The organism is Halorubrum distributum JCM 13561 (assembly GCF_000337395.1).
GTDB classification, from domain to species: Archaea; Halobacteriota; Halobacteria; order Halobacteriales; family Haloferacaceae; genus Halorubrum; species Halorubrum distributum.
The window spans coordinates 18,007-37,044 of record NZ_AOJF01000001.1 but is presented as its reverse complement, the minus strand read 5'-3'; the positions used below and the strand labels follow the sequence as shown (position 1 = coordinate 37,044).

General features: G+C 59.7%; 19 protein-coding genes. 5 read left to right on the top strand and 14 right to left on the bottom strand.

The genetic code is table 11. From position 1 onward, the window contains the following. Nucleotides 1-5: 5 nt before the first annotated feature. Complete coding sequence (locus C470_RS00180) at nucleotides 6-821, bottom strand: hypothetical protein (RefSeq protein ID WP_049908473.1); 816 nt, start codon at nucleotides 819-821, stop codon at nucleotides 6-8. Nucleotides 822-985: 164 nt separating this feature from the next. On the opposite strand from C470_RS00180, the gene C470_RS00175 reads away from it, so the two are divergent. Beyond that, entirely contained in the window at nucleotides 986-1,744 is a 759-nt protein-coding gene (locus C470_RS00175) for a potassium channel family protein (protein WP_008364334.1), read from the top strand. A gap of 128 nt (nucleotides 1,745-1,872) precedes the next feature. Here C470_RS00175 and C470_RS00170 read toward each other — a convergent pair whose 3' ends face one another. From C470_RS00170 to merA, 5 genes are all read right to left on the bottom strand, one after another. Further along, on the bottom strand, nucleotides 1,873-2,799 hold the full coding sequence (locus tag C470_RS00170; protein ID WP_008364333.1) for an ArdC-like ssDNA-binding domain-containing protein: 927 nt from the start codon (nucleotides 2,797-2,799) through the stop codon (nucleotides 1,873-1,875). An 87-nt stretch (nucleotides 2,800-2,886) separates the two neighbouring features. Beyond that, a complete protein-coding gene (locus C470_RS00165) occupies nucleotides 2,887-3,234 on the bottom strand; it encodes a hypothetical protein (RefSeq protein ID WP_008364331.1) in 348 nt (115 codons plus the stop codon). Nucleotides 3,235-3,304: 70 nt separating this feature from the next. Further along, on the bottom strand, nucleotides 3,305-4,306 hold the full coding sequence (locus C470_RS00160; RefSeq protein ID WP_008364329.1) for a DUF6610 family protein: 1,002 nt from the start codon (nucleotides 4,304-4,306) through the stop codon (nucleotides 3,305-3,307). 123 nt (nucleotides 4,307-4,429) lie between these two features. Continuing rightward, entirely contained in the window at nucleotides 4,430-4,645 is a 216-nt protein-coding gene (locus C470_RS00155) for a hypothetical protein (RefSeq protein ID WP_049908453.1), read from the bottom strand. Nucleotides 4,646-4,823: 178 nt separating this feature from the next. Beyond that, the gene (gene merA / locus C470_RS00150) at nucleotides 4,824-6,278 is read right to left on the bottom strand and encodes a mercury(II) reductase (RefSeq protein WP_008364327.1); all 1,455 of its coding nucleotides are present in this window, start codon (nucleotides 6,276-6,278) and stop codon (nucleotides 4,824-4,826) included. Between the two features lie 78 nt (nucleotides 6,279-6,356). Here merA and C470_RS00145 point away from each other — a divergent pair, with 78 nt between their 5' ends. Further along, complete coding sequence (locus C470_RS00145; RefSeq protein ID WP_082226606.1) at nucleotides 6,357-6,710, top strand: winged helix-turn-helix transcriptional regulator; 354 nt, start codon at nucleotides 6,357-6,359, stop codon at nucleotides 6,708-6,710. A 54-nt stretch (nucleotides 6,711-6,764) separates the two neighbouring features. Here the strand turns inward: C470_RS00145 and C470_RS00140 are convergent, their stop codons facing one another. The 3 genes from C470_RS00140 to C470_RS15890 form a co-directional block, all read right to left on the bottom strand. After that, nucleotides 6,765-7,076, bottom strand: coding sequence for a hypothetical protein (locus tag C470_RS00140; protein WP_049908452.1), 312 nt, complete (start codon nucleotides 7,074-7,076; stop codon nucleotides 6,765-6,767). A gap of 97 nt (nucleotides 7,077-7,173) precedes the next feature. Beyond that, nucleotides 7,174-8,331, bottom strand: coding sequence for a hypothetical protein (locus C470_RS00135; protein ID WP_049908451.1), 1,158 nt, complete (start codon nucleotides 8,329-8,331; stop codon nucleotides 7,174-7,176). Between the two features lie 325 nt (nucleotides 8,332-8,656). Further along, complete coding sequence (locus C470_RS15890; protein ID WP_160162934.1) at nucleotides 8,657-9,481, bottom strand: homing endonuclease associated repeat-containing protein; 825 nt, start codon at nucleotides 9,479-9,481, stop codon at nucleotides 8,657-8,659. 371 nt (nucleotides 9,482-9,852) lie between these two features. Between C470_RS15890 and C470_RS15490 the strand changes: the two genes are divergently transcribed. Both C470_RS15490 and C470_RS00125 read left to right on the top strand, forming a co-directional pair. Further along, nucleotides 9,853-10,977 carry a hypothetical protein gene (locus tag C470_RS15490; protein WP_144050372.1) on the top strand — a complete coding sequence of 375 codons (1,125 nt, stop codon included), beginning with the start codon at nucleotides 9,853-9,855 and terminating at the stop codon, nucleotides 10,975-10,977. A gap of 432 nt (nucleotides 10,978-11,409) precedes the next feature. Further along, complete coding sequence (locus tag C470_RS00125) at nucleotides 11,410-12,774, top strand: restriction endonuclease (RefSeq protein ID WP_008364322.1); 1,365 nt, start codon at nucleotides 11,410-11,412, stop codon at nucleotides 12,772-12,774. Nucleotides 12,775-12,787: 13 nt separating this feature from the next. Here C470_RS00125 and C470_RS00120 read toward each other — a convergent pair whose 3' ends face one another. Continuing rightward, nucleotides 12,788-13,360: a hypothetical protein gene (locus tag C470_RS00120; protein WP_049908450.1), complete on the bottom strand. Its 573-nt coding sequence runs from the start codon at nucleotides 13,358-13,360 to the stop codon at nucleotides 12,788-12,790. A gap of 207 nt (nucleotides 13,361-13,567) precedes the next feature. Here C470_RS00120 and C470_RS15110 point away from each other — a divergent pair, with 207 nt between their 5' ends. Then, entirely contained in the window at nucleotides 13,568-14,431 is an 864-nt protein-coding gene (locus C470_RS15110; protein ID WP_239638541.1) for a hypothetical protein, read from the top strand. A 22-nt stretch (nucleotides 14,432-14,453) separates the two neighbouring features. Here C470_RS15110 and C470_RS00110 read toward each other — a convergent pair whose 3' ends face one another. From C470_RS00110 to C470_RS00095, 4 genes are all read right to left on the bottom strand, one after another. Beyond that, nucleotides 14,454-14,849: a DUF7567 family protein gene (locus tag C470_RS00110; RefSeq protein WP_008364319.1), complete on the bottom strand. Its 396-nt coding sequence runs from the start codon at nucleotides 14,847-14,849 to the stop codon at nucleotides 14,454-14,456. 73 nt (nucleotides 14,850-14,922) lie between these two features. Then, nucleotides 14,923-15,288, bottom strand: a complete 366-nt coding sequence (locus C470_RS00105) for a DUF7568 family protein (RefSeq protein ID WP_008526065.1) — start codon at nucleotides 15,286-15,288, stop codon at nucleotides 14,923-14,925. Nucleotides 15,289-15,291: 3 nt separating this feature from the next. Then, entirely contained in the window at nucleotides 15,292-15,783 is a 492-nt protein-coding gene (locus tag C470_RS00100) for a hypothetical protein (RefSeq protein ID WP_008364318.1), read from the bottom strand. A gap of 360 nt (nucleotides 15,784-16,143) precedes the next feature. After that, nucleotides 16,144-18,960 (bottom strand): aconitate hydratase, encoded by a 2,817-nt coding sequence (locus tag C470_RS00095; RefSeq protein ID WP_008364317.1) that lies wholly within the window; start codon nucleotides 18,958-18,960, stop codon nucleotides 16,144-16,146. Nucleotides 18,961-19,038: the final 78 nt, after the last annotated feature.

Below are 19,038 nucleotides of genomic sequence, written 5' to 3'. Positions count from 1 at the left end.
TTATCCTAGGGGGAGGGAAGGCGGCCGTCTGGTCGGGGTACACGGCCCCGTTTGATCTCGTGATCGACGCGACGCAGGTGTTTGCAGCCGCCCTCGGGTGAGCGCTGCTGCCAGTCGGGACAGGTACACGATTCGTCGATGACGTCGACTTCGTACCGGTTCCCGGACGCAGACTGCACCTCGTAGCGGCCACCTTTCGAGAGGAGTGAGACGTCCATCGCTTCGGCGACAGCACGCTTCGTGCGGGGCTCGAGATCGTCCTGTGACTCTGCGTTCTCGTCGACGACCAGTCGGTCGCGAACGTCGCCCGTTCGACCCCCGTCCGGAGCGACGGCTTCCACAGGGCCACTGAGCCGCTCGTGGAGCAGTCCCTCCACCGGATGGCCTTCCGGCCACAGGTAGTGGACCTCGCGGCGCTCGCGATGGTCGTAGGAGCCGCACGCCGCTGCGCACCCAGTCCAGACGCGCCAGGCACCGAGCGCGGCCATCACGTCGACGATGTCGCGGGGAACCGTCTGGTGGTCGTCCGGGAAGAACACCCGGAAGCGGGTACACGCCACCTGCGGCGGGACGATCTCCCACCAGTCTTCGCTGGAGCCCCAGCTATTGTACATCGCCTCGTCGCTCCCGTAGCCGACGGTCACGCCGTCGATCGGCGTCCAGTCCGCCGGGAGGTGTTCCGCCTCGCCTTCGAGCACCCGGAGGACGGCGTATCGAAGGTACTCGTGGGCTTGGTTGTCTGTCGTTCGAGCGACCTGGTCATGCTGCTCGGCAACGTGCTCGGCTTCCTCGAGGACCGTCGTGAGATAGGGTTCAGTCATCATTCGACGGAGGTCAGAACGCGCCTCCGCCCCTCCGCGGGCGCAGAAAAACTCCCGTGTAGCTGATGGACTGTTTTTCACTCAGAATGACTGCTTATAGACACTAAGGGTGTAGTGTTCGCGTAGGCGGTGCTATTTACAGATATGGGAACGCTCCACTAGGTATGGTTGCCACGTACTCGATACTGTCACTGCTGATCATCTTCGCGCTGTCGTTGTTGATTGTGCGTACCGGCTCGATTGCACTGGAGATGACGGGCCTGTCACCAGATGTGGCCTCCTTCCAAGCCACGTCAGCGTTCTCTGGAGCCGGATATACGACCGAAGAGGCAGAACAGGCTATCACCACCGTCGGCCGCCGTAAAACAGTGAAGGCGCTCATTCGGCTCGGCAGTATTGGACTCCTCGGTGCAATTTCGTCACTTATCCTTTCGTTCACGCGAACTGGTGGCGACGACCTGTTGAACTTACTGTACATTCTCGGTGGCGCCGGTGTAATTATTCTGTTCGCACGGAGTCGGTGGTTCAACCGCCTTGTGACGCCGCTTATTGAGTGGGCGCTGAATGAGACGACAGAGTTGGAGATCTCGGATTATGCTCAGTTACTCGGATTGCAACGCGAATATCGTGTGGCGGAGGTGGAAATCAGCGAGGGCGATTGGCTGGCAGGGGGATCGATTTCGGAGCTGGATTTACCACGCGAAGGGGTGTTGATACTCGGCATTCGTCGTGATGATTCATATATTGGTGCGCCACAACCAGATACGGAGACGAAACCGGACGACACGCTCGTCCTCTATGGGAAACAAGACCGTCTCAAAGAATTGTCAGACCGGCTCAGTGGTGATGCAGAGGCTCGGGACGATGCTGTTGAAGACCACGAGGAAACACTCGAAGAGCAAAAACAGCTCATTGAACAATAACAGGAACCAGTCCCCGAATTTAACCTCCTGATTAGGACGTGGAATTGCCAGAAAGAATGGCGACATCACATTAACCAACAATACAAAACTACGTGTCCCTCTGTTGGTTAATCGAATGGGCGAGAGAATTATTCCTCGAGGAGGTCGATGATTTTCTCTGCCGTCCGACTGATCCGGCCGAGGCGCTCGCGAATGATCTCGGGATCGTCGGACTCCCACGCAGCGAGGTAGAACGCTGACCTGCTCGTGTCGAGCCCGCAGTAGCGCCCGACGACGTACGCGACTGCTTCGGCCTCGACTTCGCGTTTCGCCCGTTCGGTGTCGTCGTCGACGTCGAAGTGGAGCAGGGCGTGCGCGTACTCGTGAATCAGCGTCCGCGCAAGGTCGGCCTCGTTCTCCCGATCACGCACCTCGACGAGCGGTTGGACGTCGACGAGGCTCAGCTGCTCGCAGATCCCCTTCGCCTCGCCGTGGGTCCACTCCTCGGCTGGAACGATTCGCACCGTCACGCCGAGGTCATCAGCGGCGGCAGTTAGCTGTTCGACGAGGTCGCCGGCGTCCCCGGTCGCTTCCGTGTCCAGGTCGGGAAGCGGCTCGCCCTCGGTCTGGGAGACATCGAACACCGGCGCGGGCTTGAACCCGACCAGGCCCTCGGACCACTCCTCGGGCGGCGTCTCATCGTAGTCACAGTCGCTATCCTCGTGATAGCTCGGCGAATTCTCGCACTCCGGGCACTGCTTGGTGATGATCGGCGCCCAGATCCAGATGGCCGACTCGCCCTCCGTGACGTGGCGGTCGAACTCCTCCTGCCACGTCCGGTAGCCCGCCACCCGGCTCGCCTCGGGATACTGCCGCTTGATGAGGAGCGTGTTCCGGTAGGAATAGTCGTGGAAGCGGCTCTGGACGTCGAGCCACTCCTGGAACTCCGCGCTGGCCTGTGCGTCGTCGACGCCAGCGACGAGGTCGTCGATCCACTGTTCGATAGTGCTGTTCATCTCGTCGGATCGCGTGTCGGTCTCCTCGAAGGAGACCGACGAATCACTGGTCGTAGCCATTGTGTTCACCGAATCAAGTTTACGGCGACTGCGTCTGTTTAGACCGCGCCGCACCCCTCTGGGGCGCACAAAAAACCGCTCTGTCGGTCAGCGGAGCTCGTGGCGTTCGTCTGCAAAGCCGACCGTGACGAGGTAATCGAGGAACTCGTCGAACCGCTCGACGTCACTGGGCGTGTCGGTCGCAAGATGACGCGCCCACTCGATGGCCCACTGGAAGGCGGGATCCGTGCCGCCCTTGCCGTGAATGTACCACCACCGGGCCGCCTTGAGAACCACTATGGGATTCGTCGTCGGCTGCTCACCGGCGAGCCCACGGGTGATGGATTCGATTTCGTCGGGGACGTCGGCGGGATCGACCTCCGCTGATTGCGTGTTGTCGATATCGACGGGAATATCGTCGATCGAGACGTTGTCGGGACGCTGTTGTTGACTCACTGGAAGTCACCTCTGAGAGCTTTCGAAGGAGCCCTCGCCCTCTCGGGGGCACGAAAAACAGGTCGCGAAGTCACGCCGGCGGGAGGTAGACGCTCTGTTCGCCGGCGATCTCCTCCAGATTGTTCCGGTGACGGTGGCTGAAGTAGCACTCGTAACTGCAGTATCCACAGATTGCACCGGTATCGTATTCGGCGACGTACGGGCCGCGGCGAGTTCGCCAGACGTTCGTCCCGCACTCGGTACAGGCGGCGTCCTCGAGATCGGCAGGACTCGGACCCTCGTACTCGACGTTGAGCCCCTCTTTTTGCGGTGTCGTTTCGGGCCAGATTCCGTGGGCTCTCCAAAACTCACGGACGCGAGCGAGGCTGTGGCGCACCGTCTTTCGCACGGTGACGTGGTCGGCGTCGCGACCGCTGTCGTCCCAGCCGTCGGCCGTCCAGAACTCACCGAACTGTGCGCCGTGATGCAGCCCGTTCCAGTCGACGCCGATGATGTCGGCTGGTGGCTCGTCGGTGAGTGTCGGTCTGGTCAGCTGTCGAATGGCGTCGAGCTGCTTGGGCGGACTCCCGCCGAGGATGTGGACGCGCCGCCCTCTCCAATCGGCTGGGTCGGAGAACTCGTGGGCCAGGCGGTCGGCGTATCCTCGTGAATACCCGAGGACGAGGGTCTCGGGAATCGCGTCGATCACCGCCCGCGACTTCGGAACGACGATGAGCTCGGCCTCTGGATAGCTCGCTTGTATCTCACGAGCCGCAGCGACGTGGGCGTCGACGTTGTCGATTTCGTCGACGTCCCCGATGACCCCGACCTGAGGTTCGTACTCGAAGAAACGGTCGACGAACCGCTCCAGATCGGGATTCCGGAAATCGTTGTCGAGCATCCCAACGGGGAGGCTGAGGTTCTGATACTGCGTCTCCTGGTACCCACAGTCCTCGCGAAAGCCGGGAAGGAAGCCGAGGTCGACAGCGTCGACGACAAACGGCGCTCGATGCAGAAACGCCACGTAGTCTGCCTGTCTGGCGGCGGCGATTTCGCGGGCGGTGCTGGCGCTGGAGCCCAGCTTGAGGGACATGATTAGGCTCGCGAGGCCGCTGCTGGCTGCCCCGCACCCTCTCAGGGGCCCGAAAAACCGAGACTCAGGCAGTTAACCAACAATAGGGAAACTCACGCGGAGTGTGTTGGTTAAGAATAGAGCTTATTCTTCGTTCTCACGCAGCTCTTCAGCCTTCCACTTGAGCCGGCGCAGAATCTGCGTTCGATTCTGGTGGGCGTTCTCGTAGGCAACACACTCCTGGAGGGTTTCCATATCCGGAATCGTCGCGATCCCTGCCTTGATCAGGCGCGTGTTCGGTGCTTCAAGCCGCTTTTCTGGCGGGAATTCGTCATTTTCGGCGTCGTCTGTTCTCTCCATATCGGTGCCCTCCACCCCTTGAGGGCCACAAAAACGACACTCTATACAGCGTCGCCAGGTCTTCCAACAAAGGGTGGCTGCCGAGCGATGATCCCCTGCTGGAATCCCGGATCAGAAAATCCTCTTCCCATGTGACTTCGAATCACTTTATATCGCTACCAGTGGCCATGAGCCGGTTTCATTCGATACAGCAGCTCATCGTTGACGTATCCCGCCGAAACGCCTGACAGGCGTGTTTGAACGCCTCACTGAATGTGGGGAACGGGTGGACGGTATCGATGATGTCGTCGACGGTGAGGCCGAACTTCACCGCCAGCGTCGCTTCCATGATCATGTCAGCGGCACGGGGGCCAACCATGTGGACGCCGACGATTTCGTCGGTCTCGTGGTGTTTGACGACCTGGACGAGGCCATCCGTGTTCTCGACGGCTTTCGCTCGCGGGACATCCGCCATCTGGACGGTTCGGCACGAACAGGTTCCGTGCTCGTCCATGTACTCCAGTTCGGTCGTCCCGACCGCGGCGACTTCCGGGCTGGTGAACACGACTGCTGGCACCGCGTCGTAATCGATGCTGACGCCCTCGTCCCCGAAGGCGTTCTTGACGGCGTGATTGCCCTCCTTGGCGGCGACCGTCTCCAGTTCGGGTTCGCCGATCACGTCGCCCGCCGCGTAGATGTCGGGATTGGTCGTCTGGAAATGTTCGTCGACACGAATCGCACCATCGGATTCGGTCTCGACGCCGACTGCTTCCAAGCCGATGTCCTCGCTGTTGGGCTGGACGCCGGTCGCGACGAATAACGCCTCTGCGGTGAACGCTCGCTCCTCGCCCTCGATGACAGTCTCCACAGCGACGCCCTTCTGACCAGGGTCAGCACCACTGTCGGTAGCCACATCCTGAACCTGCTGGAAGTCGTTACTGGTCACGACGTCGATTCCTTCCTCGCGGAAGGCTCGTTGCATCTCCCGGCCGAGTTGACCTTCCATATCTGAGAGCACGTGACCGGAGCGCTGGAGAACCGTCACATCGACGCCGACACGGTGGAGGATCTGGCCCCACTCCAGCGCGATGTATCCGCCACCAAGCATCACGATGCTCTCGGGGAGGTCGCGCTCCTCGAGGATGGTCTCGCTCGTGTAGTAGTCAACGCCGCCGAGGCCGTCGATGGATGGCGCCCACGGTGAACTTCCGGTCGCGACGAGCGCCTTCTCCCCAGTGATGCGTACGCCCTCGTCGTCGCAGTCGACGACCTCGATGGTTGTGTCGCCGACCAGCTGGCCGTAGCCCTCGTAGATGTCGGTCTCGAAATGCTCTGCGACGTCGACGTAGTTCTCCTGCCGGAACCGTTCGACGAGTTCGTCGGTGCCGTCGAGTGCGTCGGCCCAGTCGACAGTCGGTTCCTCAGGGTATCGAACGGCGTCGAAGGGGCTCTCCGACTCTGCAGCGCCGCTCTCGGCGACGGCGAGCAGATGCTTGCTCGGGACACAGCCGACGTTCACGCACGTCCCGCCGATGGGAAGGCCGGTGTTCACCATCGCAGTCGAGAGGTCCCGCCGGCTCGCTTCAGTGATCGCGGCGAAGGCTGCGGCGCCACCGCCGAGAATCACGAGATCATAGTCGGACGTCTGGGCCATCTGTGTCTATACTTTACGACGGGAAGTTCTTATACTCCAGAGTCCAAAGCCATAGAGTAGGTTGGAGGCTACGAAGCTATGGCAGATACTACTTCATCAGCGCCCGCGTGCGATGTCGAGGGGACGTGCTACTGTCCGCTCACAGGAGTTATCGACACGTTGAGCCGGAAATACGCGATGCAACTCGTCAGCATCATCGGCGCACACGACTCACTGCGGTTCGCGGAGATCGAGGAGCACCTCCCAACGGCGAGTACCTCGACAATCTCGAAACGCCTCGACGAATTTGAGGAGGCAGGGATCGTCTCACGGACGCAGTATAATGAAATCCCGCCGCGTGTCGAATATGCGTTGACCGACGATGGCGACGAGGTTCGAACGCGACTGGAACCGTTACTCGAGTGGGCGACAGAAAATAGCGGAAATGCGTAAACCAAGCCATTCCAAAAGAGGAACCAATTCTCCACGGACTCCCCTCAAGTCTGGTTAGGCCTCTGGGGATTCGAGTACTGTGAGATTCTGGACTGGGAAGGGATTCCTTTCTCCTGCGAACTCGTCCTCAGGGACGTAATGCCAGAGGTGGCCGTCTACCTGGTAGAGAAACGACTCGCCGCCTTCTGCTTCCACTCGTACTCGCTTCCCGACATTATCGTCTTCTTCCCAGTCGATCACGGTCAACGGCTCGACGGGCCATTCAAAGAATTTGACCGAGTCACCAGACTCCAACTCTTCAAAAGTCTCTATATCCCCCTGCTGTGGCTCTCGCGCGTCGAGAGTCGGATTATGCTCAATAGACATGGTCTCTGGGTACGCCCCTACTCACTTAATACTGTCAGCAGTGGATTCCAGCCGCTAGAACGGAAGCACGCCTGGCGAGTCTTCTCTCCGACTGCTCTTAGCCCATCGCCTCTTGGAACCGCTCACGCAGCGCGTCCTCGCGTTCTTCGAACTGCTCGACTTTCTCCTGCAGGTCGTCGCTGACGCGCTCGATGCTCGCCAGCGCTCGTTCACCGGCCAGCGACGCCTGTGACCCGTCGTCACCGTCCGCCTCTAGCTGCTGCTCGTACGACTGCTCGACGCGCTCAATCGTGCCTTCCGGATTGAACAGGATGTCGTTGGCGATCCGAACGTACTGATCGAGGGATGCCCCCTCTTTCCCCTGGAAGAAGTGGGTGAGAGCGTACGTCGCGCCGGAATGCAGCGTCCACATATCGATCTCGAACGGTGACGCGGCGTTGGCTTCTGCATCGCCGGCGGCACGCTCAGCCAGGTAGTCCGGGAACCCCAACAGGGTGTAGAACTCCGTGACGGTGAACGGGAGCTCCGAGAAGTCGAGGTCGATATCCTGGGCGTCCCGGATGAACTCGAAGAGGTCGTCCGCGACGAGTTCGACCTGTGCGAGGAGCTCCTCCCACCAGGTGCGGAAGTTCCGCACGTCGCCGACGTGCTTGATAACCTCCTTGTCGGTGAGCGAGCGCATCGTGTTCGAGCAGTAGCCATCCTGAGCGAACCCCTCCACGTAGACGGCGTGCTCGCCGAAGAAGTCGTAGCCCGACGTGACGCCCATCGTAATCGGGTCCGACCGACCGGGCAGGCGCACCTCGAGGCCGTCGAACATGATGTCCATATGGACCTCGCCACCGCCCCGGTAGCGCCGAATCTCGCCGAACATCACCTCGCCCAGCGGGGTCCCGTCGATGGTCTCCTCGCGGAGGACCTCCTCTAGCGGCCCGTAGACGTCGACCGGGTTGATGATCGAGTAGGAGTCAGTCGGGATGTGAAATAGTGACTCCGCCTCGGTGTTCCCATCCGCTTCTGCTTGCAAGCGCGACGGCTCGACGATGGCGTTGAATCGCTCCGTTTCAATCCATTCGTCGTTGTACGGGTTGCGATACGCGACCGCTGTATTGACTGCCTGCGGGAGGTTTCGAATCGCCTCACTGAAGCTGATTGGTTCGGGACCTCCGTGTTGATCGGCGTACCACTCGGGTAGTTCAGTCTCGGTTCGCCCATCGAGGCCTGCGAAGACCGTAGCTTCCTCTGGGTCTTTCATAGCATCCTCCGAAGGCGCGAAGCGTTCTGATCTGCGCCTCCACCCATCGAGGCGCAAAAAACGACGCTACGCCTGTCGACATTCGTGAATTTGGATTCGCTCTGGAAGCCCGACTTTCCCACAGAGCGGACACTCGACGAGTGGTGACGGCGGAAGATTCCGATACGTTGCAAGGGCTCCTCGGAGGTGGGTTATCGTTCCCGCCGACTCGGCGCTTGCGAGGGCACTAGTGAGGTGCCACCGGAGCCGTTCTCTGTTCGTGAGACCGTCTGTATTGGGCGTCGGGATAGACTCGTCTGTCTCTCGAATTTGAATCACGAGGGGGTTACCCCTCATCCCCTCGTAGGGCGAGAGCAACGCCGTCCGGCCCACCTCGCTCTGGTGGCTGTGTGGCGTCGACAATCGTATCCAACCGCTGCGGGGCGACGGCTTCCCAGATGAGATGATGCTTCGAGCAGACCGTCACGAGATTCGAGACTCGATTCGCCTGTTCATGGTCAAACTGCCCGTCCGGGCCGACGAAGAACTTCCGCGGAATCAAATGGTGGACAGAGATGTCCTTTCCGACCTGCTCTTGATGATCCGCTTGAGTCATCTCACACCACGGCGTTTGGCACCGGAAGTCATCACGTTCCAATGCTTGCCGCCGTTGCTCCGGCCAATTTGGCCCGTACGGGATCTCTAAACGTTCTTGATAGGACCGTGGTTGTGAGAAGCCAGCTTCGGTGAGTGCCTCTTCCCACCCGCCAAACCGGTGGTCATACGTCCATCTGTGATACTTCCCAATCCGATCCATCTCCCCGCTTGATGGTGGGCGACCGAGCTGCTCCGCAAGCCGGTCAATCTCGTCCACCAGGTCCTGATCGGTGAGTCGGAATTTCCGATTTGGAGCGTAGCCAGCCTCACGAAGCGCCTCGTTCCAACTCCCGAATTTATTCTGGCAGACGCGCTGGGAGTATTCTCCGTGCTCGCTCATCTCCTTTGCTGTCGGCGGTTTCCCTAATTTGTCTGCGACACGCCGAATATCGTCAAGGATTACGTCTGCGTCCGTTACGATCTGGTCGCGACGATGGACCGCGGTTACGTGGCCACCCAACTCGTTGGAAGTCGCAAATGCCTCGCCACAGTAGTCACAGATGTGGTCGGTCAACGCTACGTCACCTCCCTCCGCGGTTCCCCCGTAATGGGTTATAAACTCTCGACCCTATCCTCAACTCCTGCTTCCAGTTGGGGTTACAACGGAGCGATTCGTCTCGCTAGGGGTACTCTGAATCAGTCATAACTCGGTGATGGGGAGTGAGTTCCCCCGCACCCCTCTCGGGGGAAATAAACACTATCGACCCGAAATCGTACTTGAATCTCAGGGCCATCATATTCTGAGGTGTTTATGAAACTACCATCCACAAACTGGATTCAGTAAAACGCCCTCTATTCTCTTCGAGTTGAGGAAACAGCTGGTTAGAGGCCTACAACCGGTCTATGGTGGCAAAATTCATATGTGCCCGAAAGTTAGCCACAATAATGCCTACTGACGAAGTCCCTCCGGATTTATTGGAGCAAATGGGGACTGTGGCTTCTCTATGTGAGGAAGAAAATATACGTGTGAAAAGCTTGAGCTTCGGGAATTTTGCGTCTGAAGAGCTGATGGAAGAGTATGAATCTCTGAAATCAATCGTGGCTGACCACGAGGCCATTTCCAGAGTCAAAGTTGAGCGAGAATTGGCAAAGCAAATCGAGATTGATGAAACTAGAGAGTGTCGCTACTACCTTTGGGATATCGCTGTTGCACAAAAACGAGGGATTCTGAAAGAGACCTATCCCGAATTCACTGGTGGAAATTCTGGGGACTTAATCGAAGTCTCTCCCGAGGCTGATATGAATAAGAATAGCTTCGAATACAAGAATCACTATCTAATTCTTTGTTCCCGACTTTCCCAGAACTATCGCTTGGTTGGAAAACTGAACCAAGCCCGAGCAGAGGCTGTTAATCTCGCCGTTCCAATCACATATTCAAAAATCGGTCTACCAGACACTACTCGTCAATCGAAACTAGCCGCTCATTGGCGTGGCCCTGAAACTTTACAAGAGCTTCAAGATAGATCTGGGCACGAGTTCTTCATTCAGAAGGGGACTGAGAGCTATGATCACGGATTACAAGACCGAACTGAGTTCTATTTTGAAAAAAGAGATGGTAAGTGGCATCTGCAGATTGAGGAACTGATGCCGCGAACAGGAATCCGGCACTCATTACATACGAGTCTTGCTGATGAAATGTTGAAGTATTATACCCGATATCTACATGCGATTGTAGATGAGGAGTGTGAGCGATGTTTCCACTTAGATGGGGCACTCCGTTCATATGGAACTCTTGATGATTTCATTGACCGTCACGTAAACCGTGAATTGCGGAATCCAAACCCTCTGAAGAGAATGTCGAAGCGCCGGAAATTATTCAAAATAGACTCTCCTGAAGGTGCTTTATCTGACTTTGGAGAGGTTGCAGGCCTCTTCTTTAGGAACAACCCCCATGTACTGCGTTTCTTCGAGGGTGATTCAGAGTGGGCAGAGGAATTAGAGGAAAAAAGAGCGAGTCTGCTTGAATTTGGTCTGTCTACAGACCGAGTCCAAGACCAACTTAAAGTGTAGTACTTTTAGTGGATTCTTCGTTCTATATCTGAGTGTGATCTGGCATGAAGCAATCTCTACTGACTAATCAACCATCTCGTCTGGAGAACTCCTCTAGAACTTTCCTCTCGTAACTCGATTTGAGTAGTCTCTCGAACTGTGGTTGACCAGGTCCAGACTGCGCTCGAGGGAGAGTCGCCGATGCTCCGAGAGGTTCAGCACGACGGCTTGGCCGTCGACGCGGAAGCCGACGTACTCGACTGTGTCTCGGTGGGACTGACCGGGCGATGCGACTGGAACCGATTCCGAACTGGCCATAGGTACATTTCCGTTCATCGTTGCTCGCGGGCGGTTCGGTGACCCCCGCACCCCTCTCAGGGGTTCCACAAACAGGACGGCGTAGCGTTCGGCAACGTATTTGGCAGTTGCAACGTACTGTCCACATAATTGAGGATGGCTGTACTGGACGATCTCTCGGGGTTCGAGTTCGAGGACGTGATGGAGGACGTGTTCCGCAACCTCGGCTACGAGAACGTCCGCCAGGCCGACCGCACGGCTGACGAGGGTCGCGACGTCATTATGGAGGAGGTCGTCGACGGCACGCGGCGCGCGATCATCGTCGAGTGCAAGCACACGGGGACGGTCGGGCGGCCGGTCGTCCAGAAGCTCCACTCCGCCATCGCGACATTCGACTTCGACGGCGCGAAACGCGGAATGGTCGTCACGACCGGCCGGTTTACGAACCCTGCTCAGGAGTACGCAAACCGCCTCCAGCAGAACGACGACCCACACCCGATCGAGCTGCTCGATGGCGAGGACCTCCGGGAGATCGCCGACGAGATCGGCCTCGACCTCTACAACGGTCGCATCGAGATTCTCTGCGACGAGACGCTCCGCCCGTACGATCCGGCCGCCGACGTCGACGCGCCAGTCACGGAGGCGTTCCGCGACATCGAGAACATCGAGGCCGCCGACCTCCCAGACCCACACTCATCGGTGACGTTCCGCCCGGTGGTCGCGGTCACCGCGGACACGAACGCTGTCTTCGAGACGTCGGTGGGCGTCGTCCACCGGATCAACGACCGGACCCGATTCGTCGCCCACGCCGAACGCGGGCAGCCGCAGGTCGTCGAGGAGGACGTCGGGACGCTGGTCACCGAGAATCTCTACGCGACGGTCGACCTCGATGCCGAGCAGTTCGGAGAGGTGTTCGACGACGTCGAGGAGCGCCGGTTCGGACAGACCCAAACGGAGTACAAGGAGTGGGCCGTCGAGCGCCTCCAGCAACACCACACGACGACGGTCACCTACACCGGCGACAACAACGTCACGTACGACAAGACCTGCGAGCCGAACCGCTCGGACATCTCCGTCCAATCGATCGAACCAGTGTACCTCCCCGAGGTTCGGCACACGACCGACCTCCAGGAGTACACCTACCCCTACGAGTACTACGCGGCAGGCCCGTCACGAGTAACAGCCGAGGACGGCATCCACCGCTGCGTCCACTGTGACACGAGCGGCGGCGACGAGACGTACACCTACTGTTCGAACTGCGGGGCAATCGCCTGCTCCAGCCACATCAAAACGGAGCGGCTGGAAGGCGAGCCGGTCTGTACGGGCTGTGCGGTGACGGAACGGTTCGCGCTGAAGACGAAGTACTTCTACGACGAGGAGAACCTCGAAGCGTTCCGTGAGGAGTACGCCGCGATGCCGCTTCACGAGAAGGCGATGGAGAACAAGTGGCTGGCCGGGGGAAGCGTTGTCGCGACGCTGCTGGTCGTCGTCGGACTACTCGTCATCGGCGGCATCATCTGAGCGGGCTAAGCGTTCACGCCGGCTCAGCGACTATCTCTTCGAGCGCCTGCTCAAGCGGGCCGTGGAACTGCCAGCTGGCCCGCTCGAAGGCTTTCTCGGTCGGACCATCCCAGCGCGGGAAGGCGGAGTGACCACTCACCTTGACGGTCCACTCGAACGGCTCCTCGAACGGGTTCCGGGTCGGGAGCTCGACGACGTAGAGATACTCCTCGTCGCCGTGAATGCCGTCGGCTGGGTTCTCGACGCCGTGTCCGAGCAGGAACATCGGCTGGTCGAGGTGCTCCATATTGTCCGGCTCGAGGAGATCCGAGGGGTGGTCAGCGTGGATGCTCCGATCACGCCCTTCGTCCACGTAGAGGGTCATCGTCGATAGCGTGTCGAGGAAGAGGAACTGGGCAGCGGCGTACGCAGGCCCGCGCTCTGTTCGTGTCTCGTCGAGCAGCTCCTTCATCTGGACAAGGTCACGGAGGACGCTGTCGGGATAGCCATCCGAGTGACGGTAGATCTGTGCGATGCGGTCGGTTTCGGACTGTTCGTCTGCGGGCTCGCTCCGTTGGATGAATCGGAGTTGACTTCGTGTCGACATCGATCACCGCCGACGCGTGTGCGCCGGCACCCATCGCCGGCGCAGAAACAACTTCTCCTGAATCGAGTGGAGTCGCTGGAGTCTCGCCGAATGGCTGTCACTAGACAACTTAAACCCGGTTAAAAATGAATTCTGAGATTCGCAAGACAGCGGTCGGGCGGGGTCCTTGCTCGGAAACTGATGCTGTTCCAGCCCAAAGGTATGCGTATGTCATCGGAGTCTGAGAGGGGCTCACCACTCCCCGATCCAGATGAGATTGCCAGTCGGGCCGAACGGCAGCTTAGTCTGTACGAGGAGGCCGCCGAGAATCCAGACCGGGTGGTACCAGCGATGTTCATCGAGGACTGCGCCCGGTGTGAAACACTCGCCGATAAACGGCGTCGTGAGGGCTTCTATAAACACTTCTATCGGACACTCCCTGACCGAGAGACGGCGAAGCTGTCCAGCGACGATCTCCCCGAGGAGATTCAGTCTGCTGCGCCCGTCCATCGTGCAATCGATGATACGACTCTCGAGGACGAGAGCGCCGACGTGGCCTCCGTTTCGGAGCTGTGGGAGCAGATCGGTACTGGTGAGCACCCGGGCAAGCTGTGTCAAGCTCCACTGGTCCACTATATCGACCGTGAGGACTGCTATATCCACGCAGAACCAACGCGGGTCGGCTTCAGCTATGGTCTCCCCGTGTTCGTGTACAAACGCCGGCAATCGGACAACCACTACGGAGTCTTCTTCTCCAGTGAGAAGGCGTATCTGTGGCTCTGTGGGTGGATTCTGCACGCCAACGGATTCTTCGACCCGAAAGAGTTCATCCCATCACTCTACTTCTTGAAGGCCTCGGACCCATCCACAGTTGCTCCTGAGCTGGTGTCCAAAACAGAAGATCTCGTGTTTCGTAACGGATTTCCCGGCGTAGACGCGCCCGAAATCACAGACCTGCCGGACGGGGTCAATCTGTACCAATTCCCGTACAGCAAGGACACGTATGCGGATCAGTTTGCTCGATGGCGCCGTCTCTACTTCGACGAGCGAACCCCTCGTGGATGCGGGTCCTGCGACGTGTGTCAGGCGTAAATTTACCGCCTTAACGCGTGCTCTACGCCAGATGCGACACCTCTGATGGTTCCTCGACGTCGTCGAACTCGCCGCGCTCGACAGGTTCCCAGTCCTCCCCCGGCTCTGGACTCCACCAGTCGACCTTGTAGGCGCCCGGTGCGCCGAAGATTTTCACGCGGGCCGACCCATCAGGCAGGTCGCGCCGCAGTTTCTCGTCGACGTGGAGGTTCCAGGTCGTGGTTGAATCGAAGCAGGCGAGCACGGCCTCCTCGTAGCCGCGCGTCTCTCGGGATTCCTGGAGTTCGACCTGGGTGTTGCAGTTCTTGCAGAACACCCCCTCGAACGGGATGTGGGTGAAGACCTCCTGCCCGCAGACGGGACACCAGAGGAACTCGAACAGTGCCTCGCTGTGTCGGTCAAGTACTTCGAGACTCATTGGTTGACTCCCCCGGTCGTACCGGGCCAACACCTCGTGCCCGGCCGAAAAACAGCGCCCACCGCTCACTCACTCACCGTTCGGCACCGTAGACGATGCGTGAGGGGGCTTCGTACCCACAGTCGGGGCAGTCGTACCATCGCTGGATTTTCGCCCCGTCTGCTGCCTTCTCGCCGACGCGAACGTCGTTGTTCGGACACTCCGGGCAGCTGAGGTCCGGTGCCGGCCGCTCCCGGAGTTCGTCACGGAACGACGTCGCGTCCTTCGTCTCGTACCCCCGCGACCACACCGGGTAGCCGTCGACGAGGATTGCTCCGCGCCACTTGTACCGGTAGGAATCCGGGGCTCGATGCAGGACGGCTCGCGCACCGGTCTCGGTGTTCCGATACGCAAGCGTCGGCGAGCGGCTCTCGCGTCGCCAGTTGGTGATGCGAGGCATTAGTTAGAAGTGGACGTCAGCGGGTACGATCCAGAGCTCTTCACTCTCCTCGAGGAGTCGGTCCAGTTGTCCACGGTGGCGAATGCCGGTTCCGTGTTCGGTGTACAGGAAGATCGTCGGGCCGTCGTACGCACCGACCTGGTGGAAGGCGTGTCGGGCGAGGTCCTCGTCGCGCATGATTTCCTCGTCGGAGAGCTCGTTGATGGCCTCCTTCGCCCGGTCGAGATTACGCTCGAATTCCTCCTTCGTCGCCTCCCAGCCACGCTCGAGCAGGTCTTCGCCGTCATCGGAGTCGACGGGGGCTGCAGTCGGCAGCTCACCCCATCGCGCCGTCCCCGCAACGGACGTGTCCTCCTCGTCGAAGGTCACATAGTAATCGAAGACGGCGCCGGCGTGTGGGTCCGCGCCGACCAGGCGGTCGAACACCGTCTTTCCGGTGGCCAGTGCGTCGTCGTGGGTCGATTCTTCTACCAGAGCGTAAATCACCATGTGCATCTCGAACACCTCGAAACGCCGACGCACCGGGGGTCGTTGCTCGCTCCTGCTGCGCCGGCACCCATCGCCGGCGCAATAACAAACACGATGGCTCTGTTGAGAACCCATAACTGTTGATTGGTGTCTGGGACTGTGTGAATGGCCGAACGCAGTATGGGTGGCTTGAGTGTAATTGGTAGCGTGATTAGTTGGTTTAGAATGGTACTATAGCGGCCAATCGTCTTTGGAATAAACCGAGAACCTCAACCAAATCTGGCACCTCTTCAACACAGAAACTGCTGTTTCAGATTCCAGATGGTTCCGAATAGGGAATCAGGTATCCGAAAGCAGCCATCTCTCCGTGATTTCACTCGGAATGAGTTACGATTCCGTCAATAGCTGTCGAAGTACGTAATGTAAGATGCCGCCGTGCTCAATATATCGCACTCCGGCGGGCGTCCCGACTTGGGCTGTCACTGGGAATTCAACCGATGACCCGTCTGGCCGCTCGGCAGTCACGGTCAACTCAGCCATCGGCGTCAGCCCGTCGTCCAACCCGTAGATCGTGTAGACCTCCGAGCCGTCTAAACCAAGCGCCTCCCAGGAGTCCCCGTCCTGGAACTGTAACGGCAGCACGCCCATCCCAACGAGATTGTCCCGATAAATTCGCTCGTAGCTCTCAGCGATGGTCGCACGCACACCGAGGAGGTCGGTCCCCTTCGCCGCCCAGTCACGACTCGATCCGGTCCCGAACTCCTCGCCAGCCATCACGACGAGGGGTGTTCCCTCGTCGCGGTAGCGCTGGCTGGCCTCGAAAACGGTCGTCTGCTCATCCGTTGGGTGATGGATAGTGTAGCCGCCTTCGACGTCGTCGAGCATCTGATTCTCGATGCGGACGTTGGCGAACGTGCCCCGCATCATCACCTCGTGGTTCCCTCGACGAGCACCGTACGTGTTGAACTCGTGGGGCTCAACGCCGTGATCCATGAGCCACTGGCCGGCCGGCTGATTCGTACTAAACGGTCCAGCAGGACTGATGTGGTCGGTCGTAACCGTGTCACCCAGCGTTAGCAGACACCGTGCATCCTCGACGTTGGAGACACCAGGTTTCTCCAGCGGGAAGTCCTTGAAGAACGGCGGTTCCCGAATATACGTGGAGTCCTCGTCCCACTCGTAGACCTCGCCCGTCGGCGCATCCAGTGCGTCCCACCGCTCGTCACCCTCGAACACTTCGGCGTACTTCTCCTCAAACATCGACGGGTCAACGAAGTCGTGAACCGCTTCGTGAATCTCGTCACTACCCGGCCAGAGGTCTGCGAGATAGACCGGGTTACCGTTCTCGTCGTACCCAAGGGGGTCGTGTTCCATGTCGATGTCCATCCGCCCGGCGAGCCCGTAGGCGACCACGAGCGGCGGACTGGCAAGGTAGTTCGCACGCACCTTCGGATGAATGCGCGCCTCGAAGTTCCGGTTCCCGGAAAGGACGCTCGTCGTCCAGAGGTCGTGCTCGTCGATGGCTGCCTCGATGGGTTCTGGGAGCGGCCCTGCGTTCCCGATACAGGTCGTACAGCCGTAGCCCACGACGTTGTAGCCGAGTTTCTCAAGATACGGAAGCAGTCCCGACGCTTCGAGATACTGGGTTACGACGCGGCTGCCAGGTGCGAGGCTCGTCTTGACGTAGTCCGGGACGTCGAGGCCCCGCTCGACAGCATTTTTCGCCAGGAGCCCGGCTGCCAGCATCACGGAGGGATTCGATGTGTTCGTACAGCTGGTGATCGCGCTAACGACGACGCTCCCGTGCCCGATCTCGACGTCGGTCCCATCAACCGTTACTGTCGCACGCTCCGTGAGCGGTCCCAGGTCCGGTTTCTCAGTCTGGGCCTCTTGCTGAACGCCGCCGTTTGTTCGTTCGACGTCGGTTGGTTCACCGGTCAACTCGGTCTGGGTGTTGCCGCCCTCTGCGATCCAGCGGTCGATGGCCTCCTGGTCCACGTCGCCGAGGTCCTCCTCGAACTCGCCGTGAAGCAACTCCCGGAAATGGCTCCGCATGTCGCCCATCTCGACACGTGACTGCGGCTTCTTCGGCCCGGCAAGACTCGGTGTCACCGTCGAGAGATCCAGTTCGACAGTCTCGGTGTATTCGGGATTCTGCTCGCCGAACAGCCCTTGGGCATCGAGGTACTCTCGCACGAGTTCGATGTGGTCCTCGTCGCGCCCCGTCAGTTTGAGGTAATCGAGGGTGGCCTCGTCGACGGGGAACATGCTGATGGTCGAACCTTGCTCGGGCGCCATATTCGCGATCGTTGCCCGGTCAGGGACGGTCAGCGTCTCCACGGCTGGCCCGTAGAACTCGACGAACCGGTCGACGACACCGACGTCACGGAGCAGTTCGGTGACGTGCAGTACGAGGTCGGTCGCTGTCGCGCCCTCAGGGAGTTCGCCGGTGAGTCGAACGCCGACGACTTCGGGGACGTTCATCGTGATGGGCTGGCCGAGCATCGCGGCCTCGGCTTCGATGCCGCCGACGCCCCAGCCGACGACGCCGATGCCCCCGATCATCGGGGTGTGGCTGTCTGTCCCGACGAGCGTGTCCGGGAACAGCCAGTTCTCACCGTCATGCTCGCGCTCGTGGACGACCCGTCCGAGGTGCTCTAGGTTCACCTGGTGAACGATACCCGTCCCGGGTGGCACGACACTGAAGTCATCAAAGGCGTTTTGTGCCCACTTCAGTGCGCGGTACCGTTCCCCGTTGCGTTCGTATTCGAGTTCGACGTTCTTCTCGTAGGCCTCCTCGTTGCCGAAATAGTCCACTTGGACGCTGTGGTCGATGACCAGGTCGATGGGGACCTCCGGTTCGACGAGACTCGGGTCTCGATCCTGGCGGTCGACGGCCGACCGTAGAGCGGCCAGGTCAACGACGGCCGGGACGCCGGTGAGGTCTTGCAGGATGACCCGGGACGGTTGGAACGGGATGTCGGCGTCGGGCACGTCCGGTTGCCAGCCAGCGAGGTCACGGATGTCTTCCTCGGTGATGTCCTCCCCGTCGGCATTTCGGAGCACGGATTCGAGGAGGACACGGATGCTGACCGGTAGGTTGTCGAGGTCACAGAGGCCTTGCTCTTCGAGGACGGTGAGGTCGGCCATCTTGTAGGCCGTTCCATCGGCTTCGAACTCGCGGATCGCATTGAAGGGGTTCATTATTGTGGAAGATTTCAAACGGAGTAACCGTTATTCTTGTCCCCGCTCTCGGGAGACGGGATTCGAGCAGTTCGACTT

What these genes read in the sequence shown, in the direction of transcription:
- C470_RS00180 (WP_049908473.1), bottom strand. Translation starts at nt 821, where the DNA reads ATGACTGAACCCTATCTCACGACGGTCCTCGAGGAAGCCGAGCACGTT.
- C470_RS00175 (WP_008364334.1), top strand. Translation starts at nt 986, where the DNA reads ATGGTTGCCACGTACTCGATACTGTCACTGCTGATCATCTTCGCGCTG.
- C470_RS00170 (WP_008364333.1), bottom strand. Translation starts at nt 2,799, where the DNA reads ATGGCTACGACCAGTGATTCGTCGGTCTCCTTCGAGGAGACCGACACG.
- C470_RS00160 (WP_008364329.1), bottom strand. Translation starts at nt 4,306, where the DNA reads ATGTCCCTCAAGCTGGGCTCCAGCGCCAGCACCGCCCGCGAAATCGCC.
- C470_RS00155 (WP_049908453.1), bottom strand. Translation starts at nt 4,645, where the DNA reads ATGGAGAGAACAGACGACGCCGAAAATGACGAATTCCCGCCAGAAAAG.
- merA (WP_008364327.1), bottom strand. Translation starts at nt 6,278, where the DNA reads ATGGCCCAGACGTCCGACTATGATCTCGTGATTCTCGGCGGTGGCGCC.
- C470_RS00145 (WP_082226606.1), top strand. Translation starts at nt 6,357, where the DNA reads ATGGCAGATACTACTTCATCAGCGCCCGCGTGCGATGTCGAGGGGACG.
- C470_RS00140 (WP_049908452.1), bottom strand. Translation starts at nt 7,076, where the DNA reads ATGTCTATTGAGCATAATCCGACTCTCGACGCGCGAGAGCCACAGCAG.
- C470_RS00135 (WP_049908451.1), bottom strand. Translation starts at nt 8,331, where the DNA reads ATGAAAGACCCAGAGGAAGCTACGGTCTTCGCAGGCCTCGATGGGCGA.
- C470_RS15490 (WP_144050372.1), top strand. Translation starts at nt 9,853, where the DNA reads ATGCCTACTGACGAAGTCCCTCCGGATTTATTGGAGCAAATGGGGACT.
- C470_RS00125 (WP_008364322.1), top strand. Translation starts at nt 11,410, where the DNA reads ATGGCTGTACTGGACGATCTCTCGGGGTTCGAGTTCGAGGACGTGATG.
- C470_RS00120 (WP_049908450.1), bottom strand. Translation starts at nt 13,360, where the DNA reads ATGTCGACACGAAGTCAACTCCGATTCATCCAACGGAGCGAGCCCGCA.
- C470_RS15110 (WP_239638541.1), top strand. Translation starts at nt 13,568, where the DNA reads ATGTCATCGGAGTCTGAGAGGGGCTCACCACTCCCCGATCCAGATGAG.
- C470_RS00110 (WP_008364319.1), bottom strand. Translation starts at nt 14,849, where the DNA reads ATGAGTCTCGAAGTACTTGACCGACACAGCGAGGCACTGTTCGAGTTC.
- C470_RS00105 (WP_008526065.1), bottom strand. Translation starts at nt 15,288, where the DNA reads ATGCCTCGCATCACCAACTGGCGACGCGAGAGCCGCTCGCCGACGCTT.
- C470_RS00100 (WP_008364318.1), bottom strand. Translation starts at nt 15,783, where the DNA reads ATGCACATGGTGATTTACGCTCTGGTAGAAGAATCGACCCACGACGAC.
- C470_RS00095 (WP_008364317.1), bottom strand. Translation starts at nt 18,960, where the DNA reads ATGAACCCCTTCAATGCGATCCGCGAGTTCGAAGCCGATGGAACGGCC.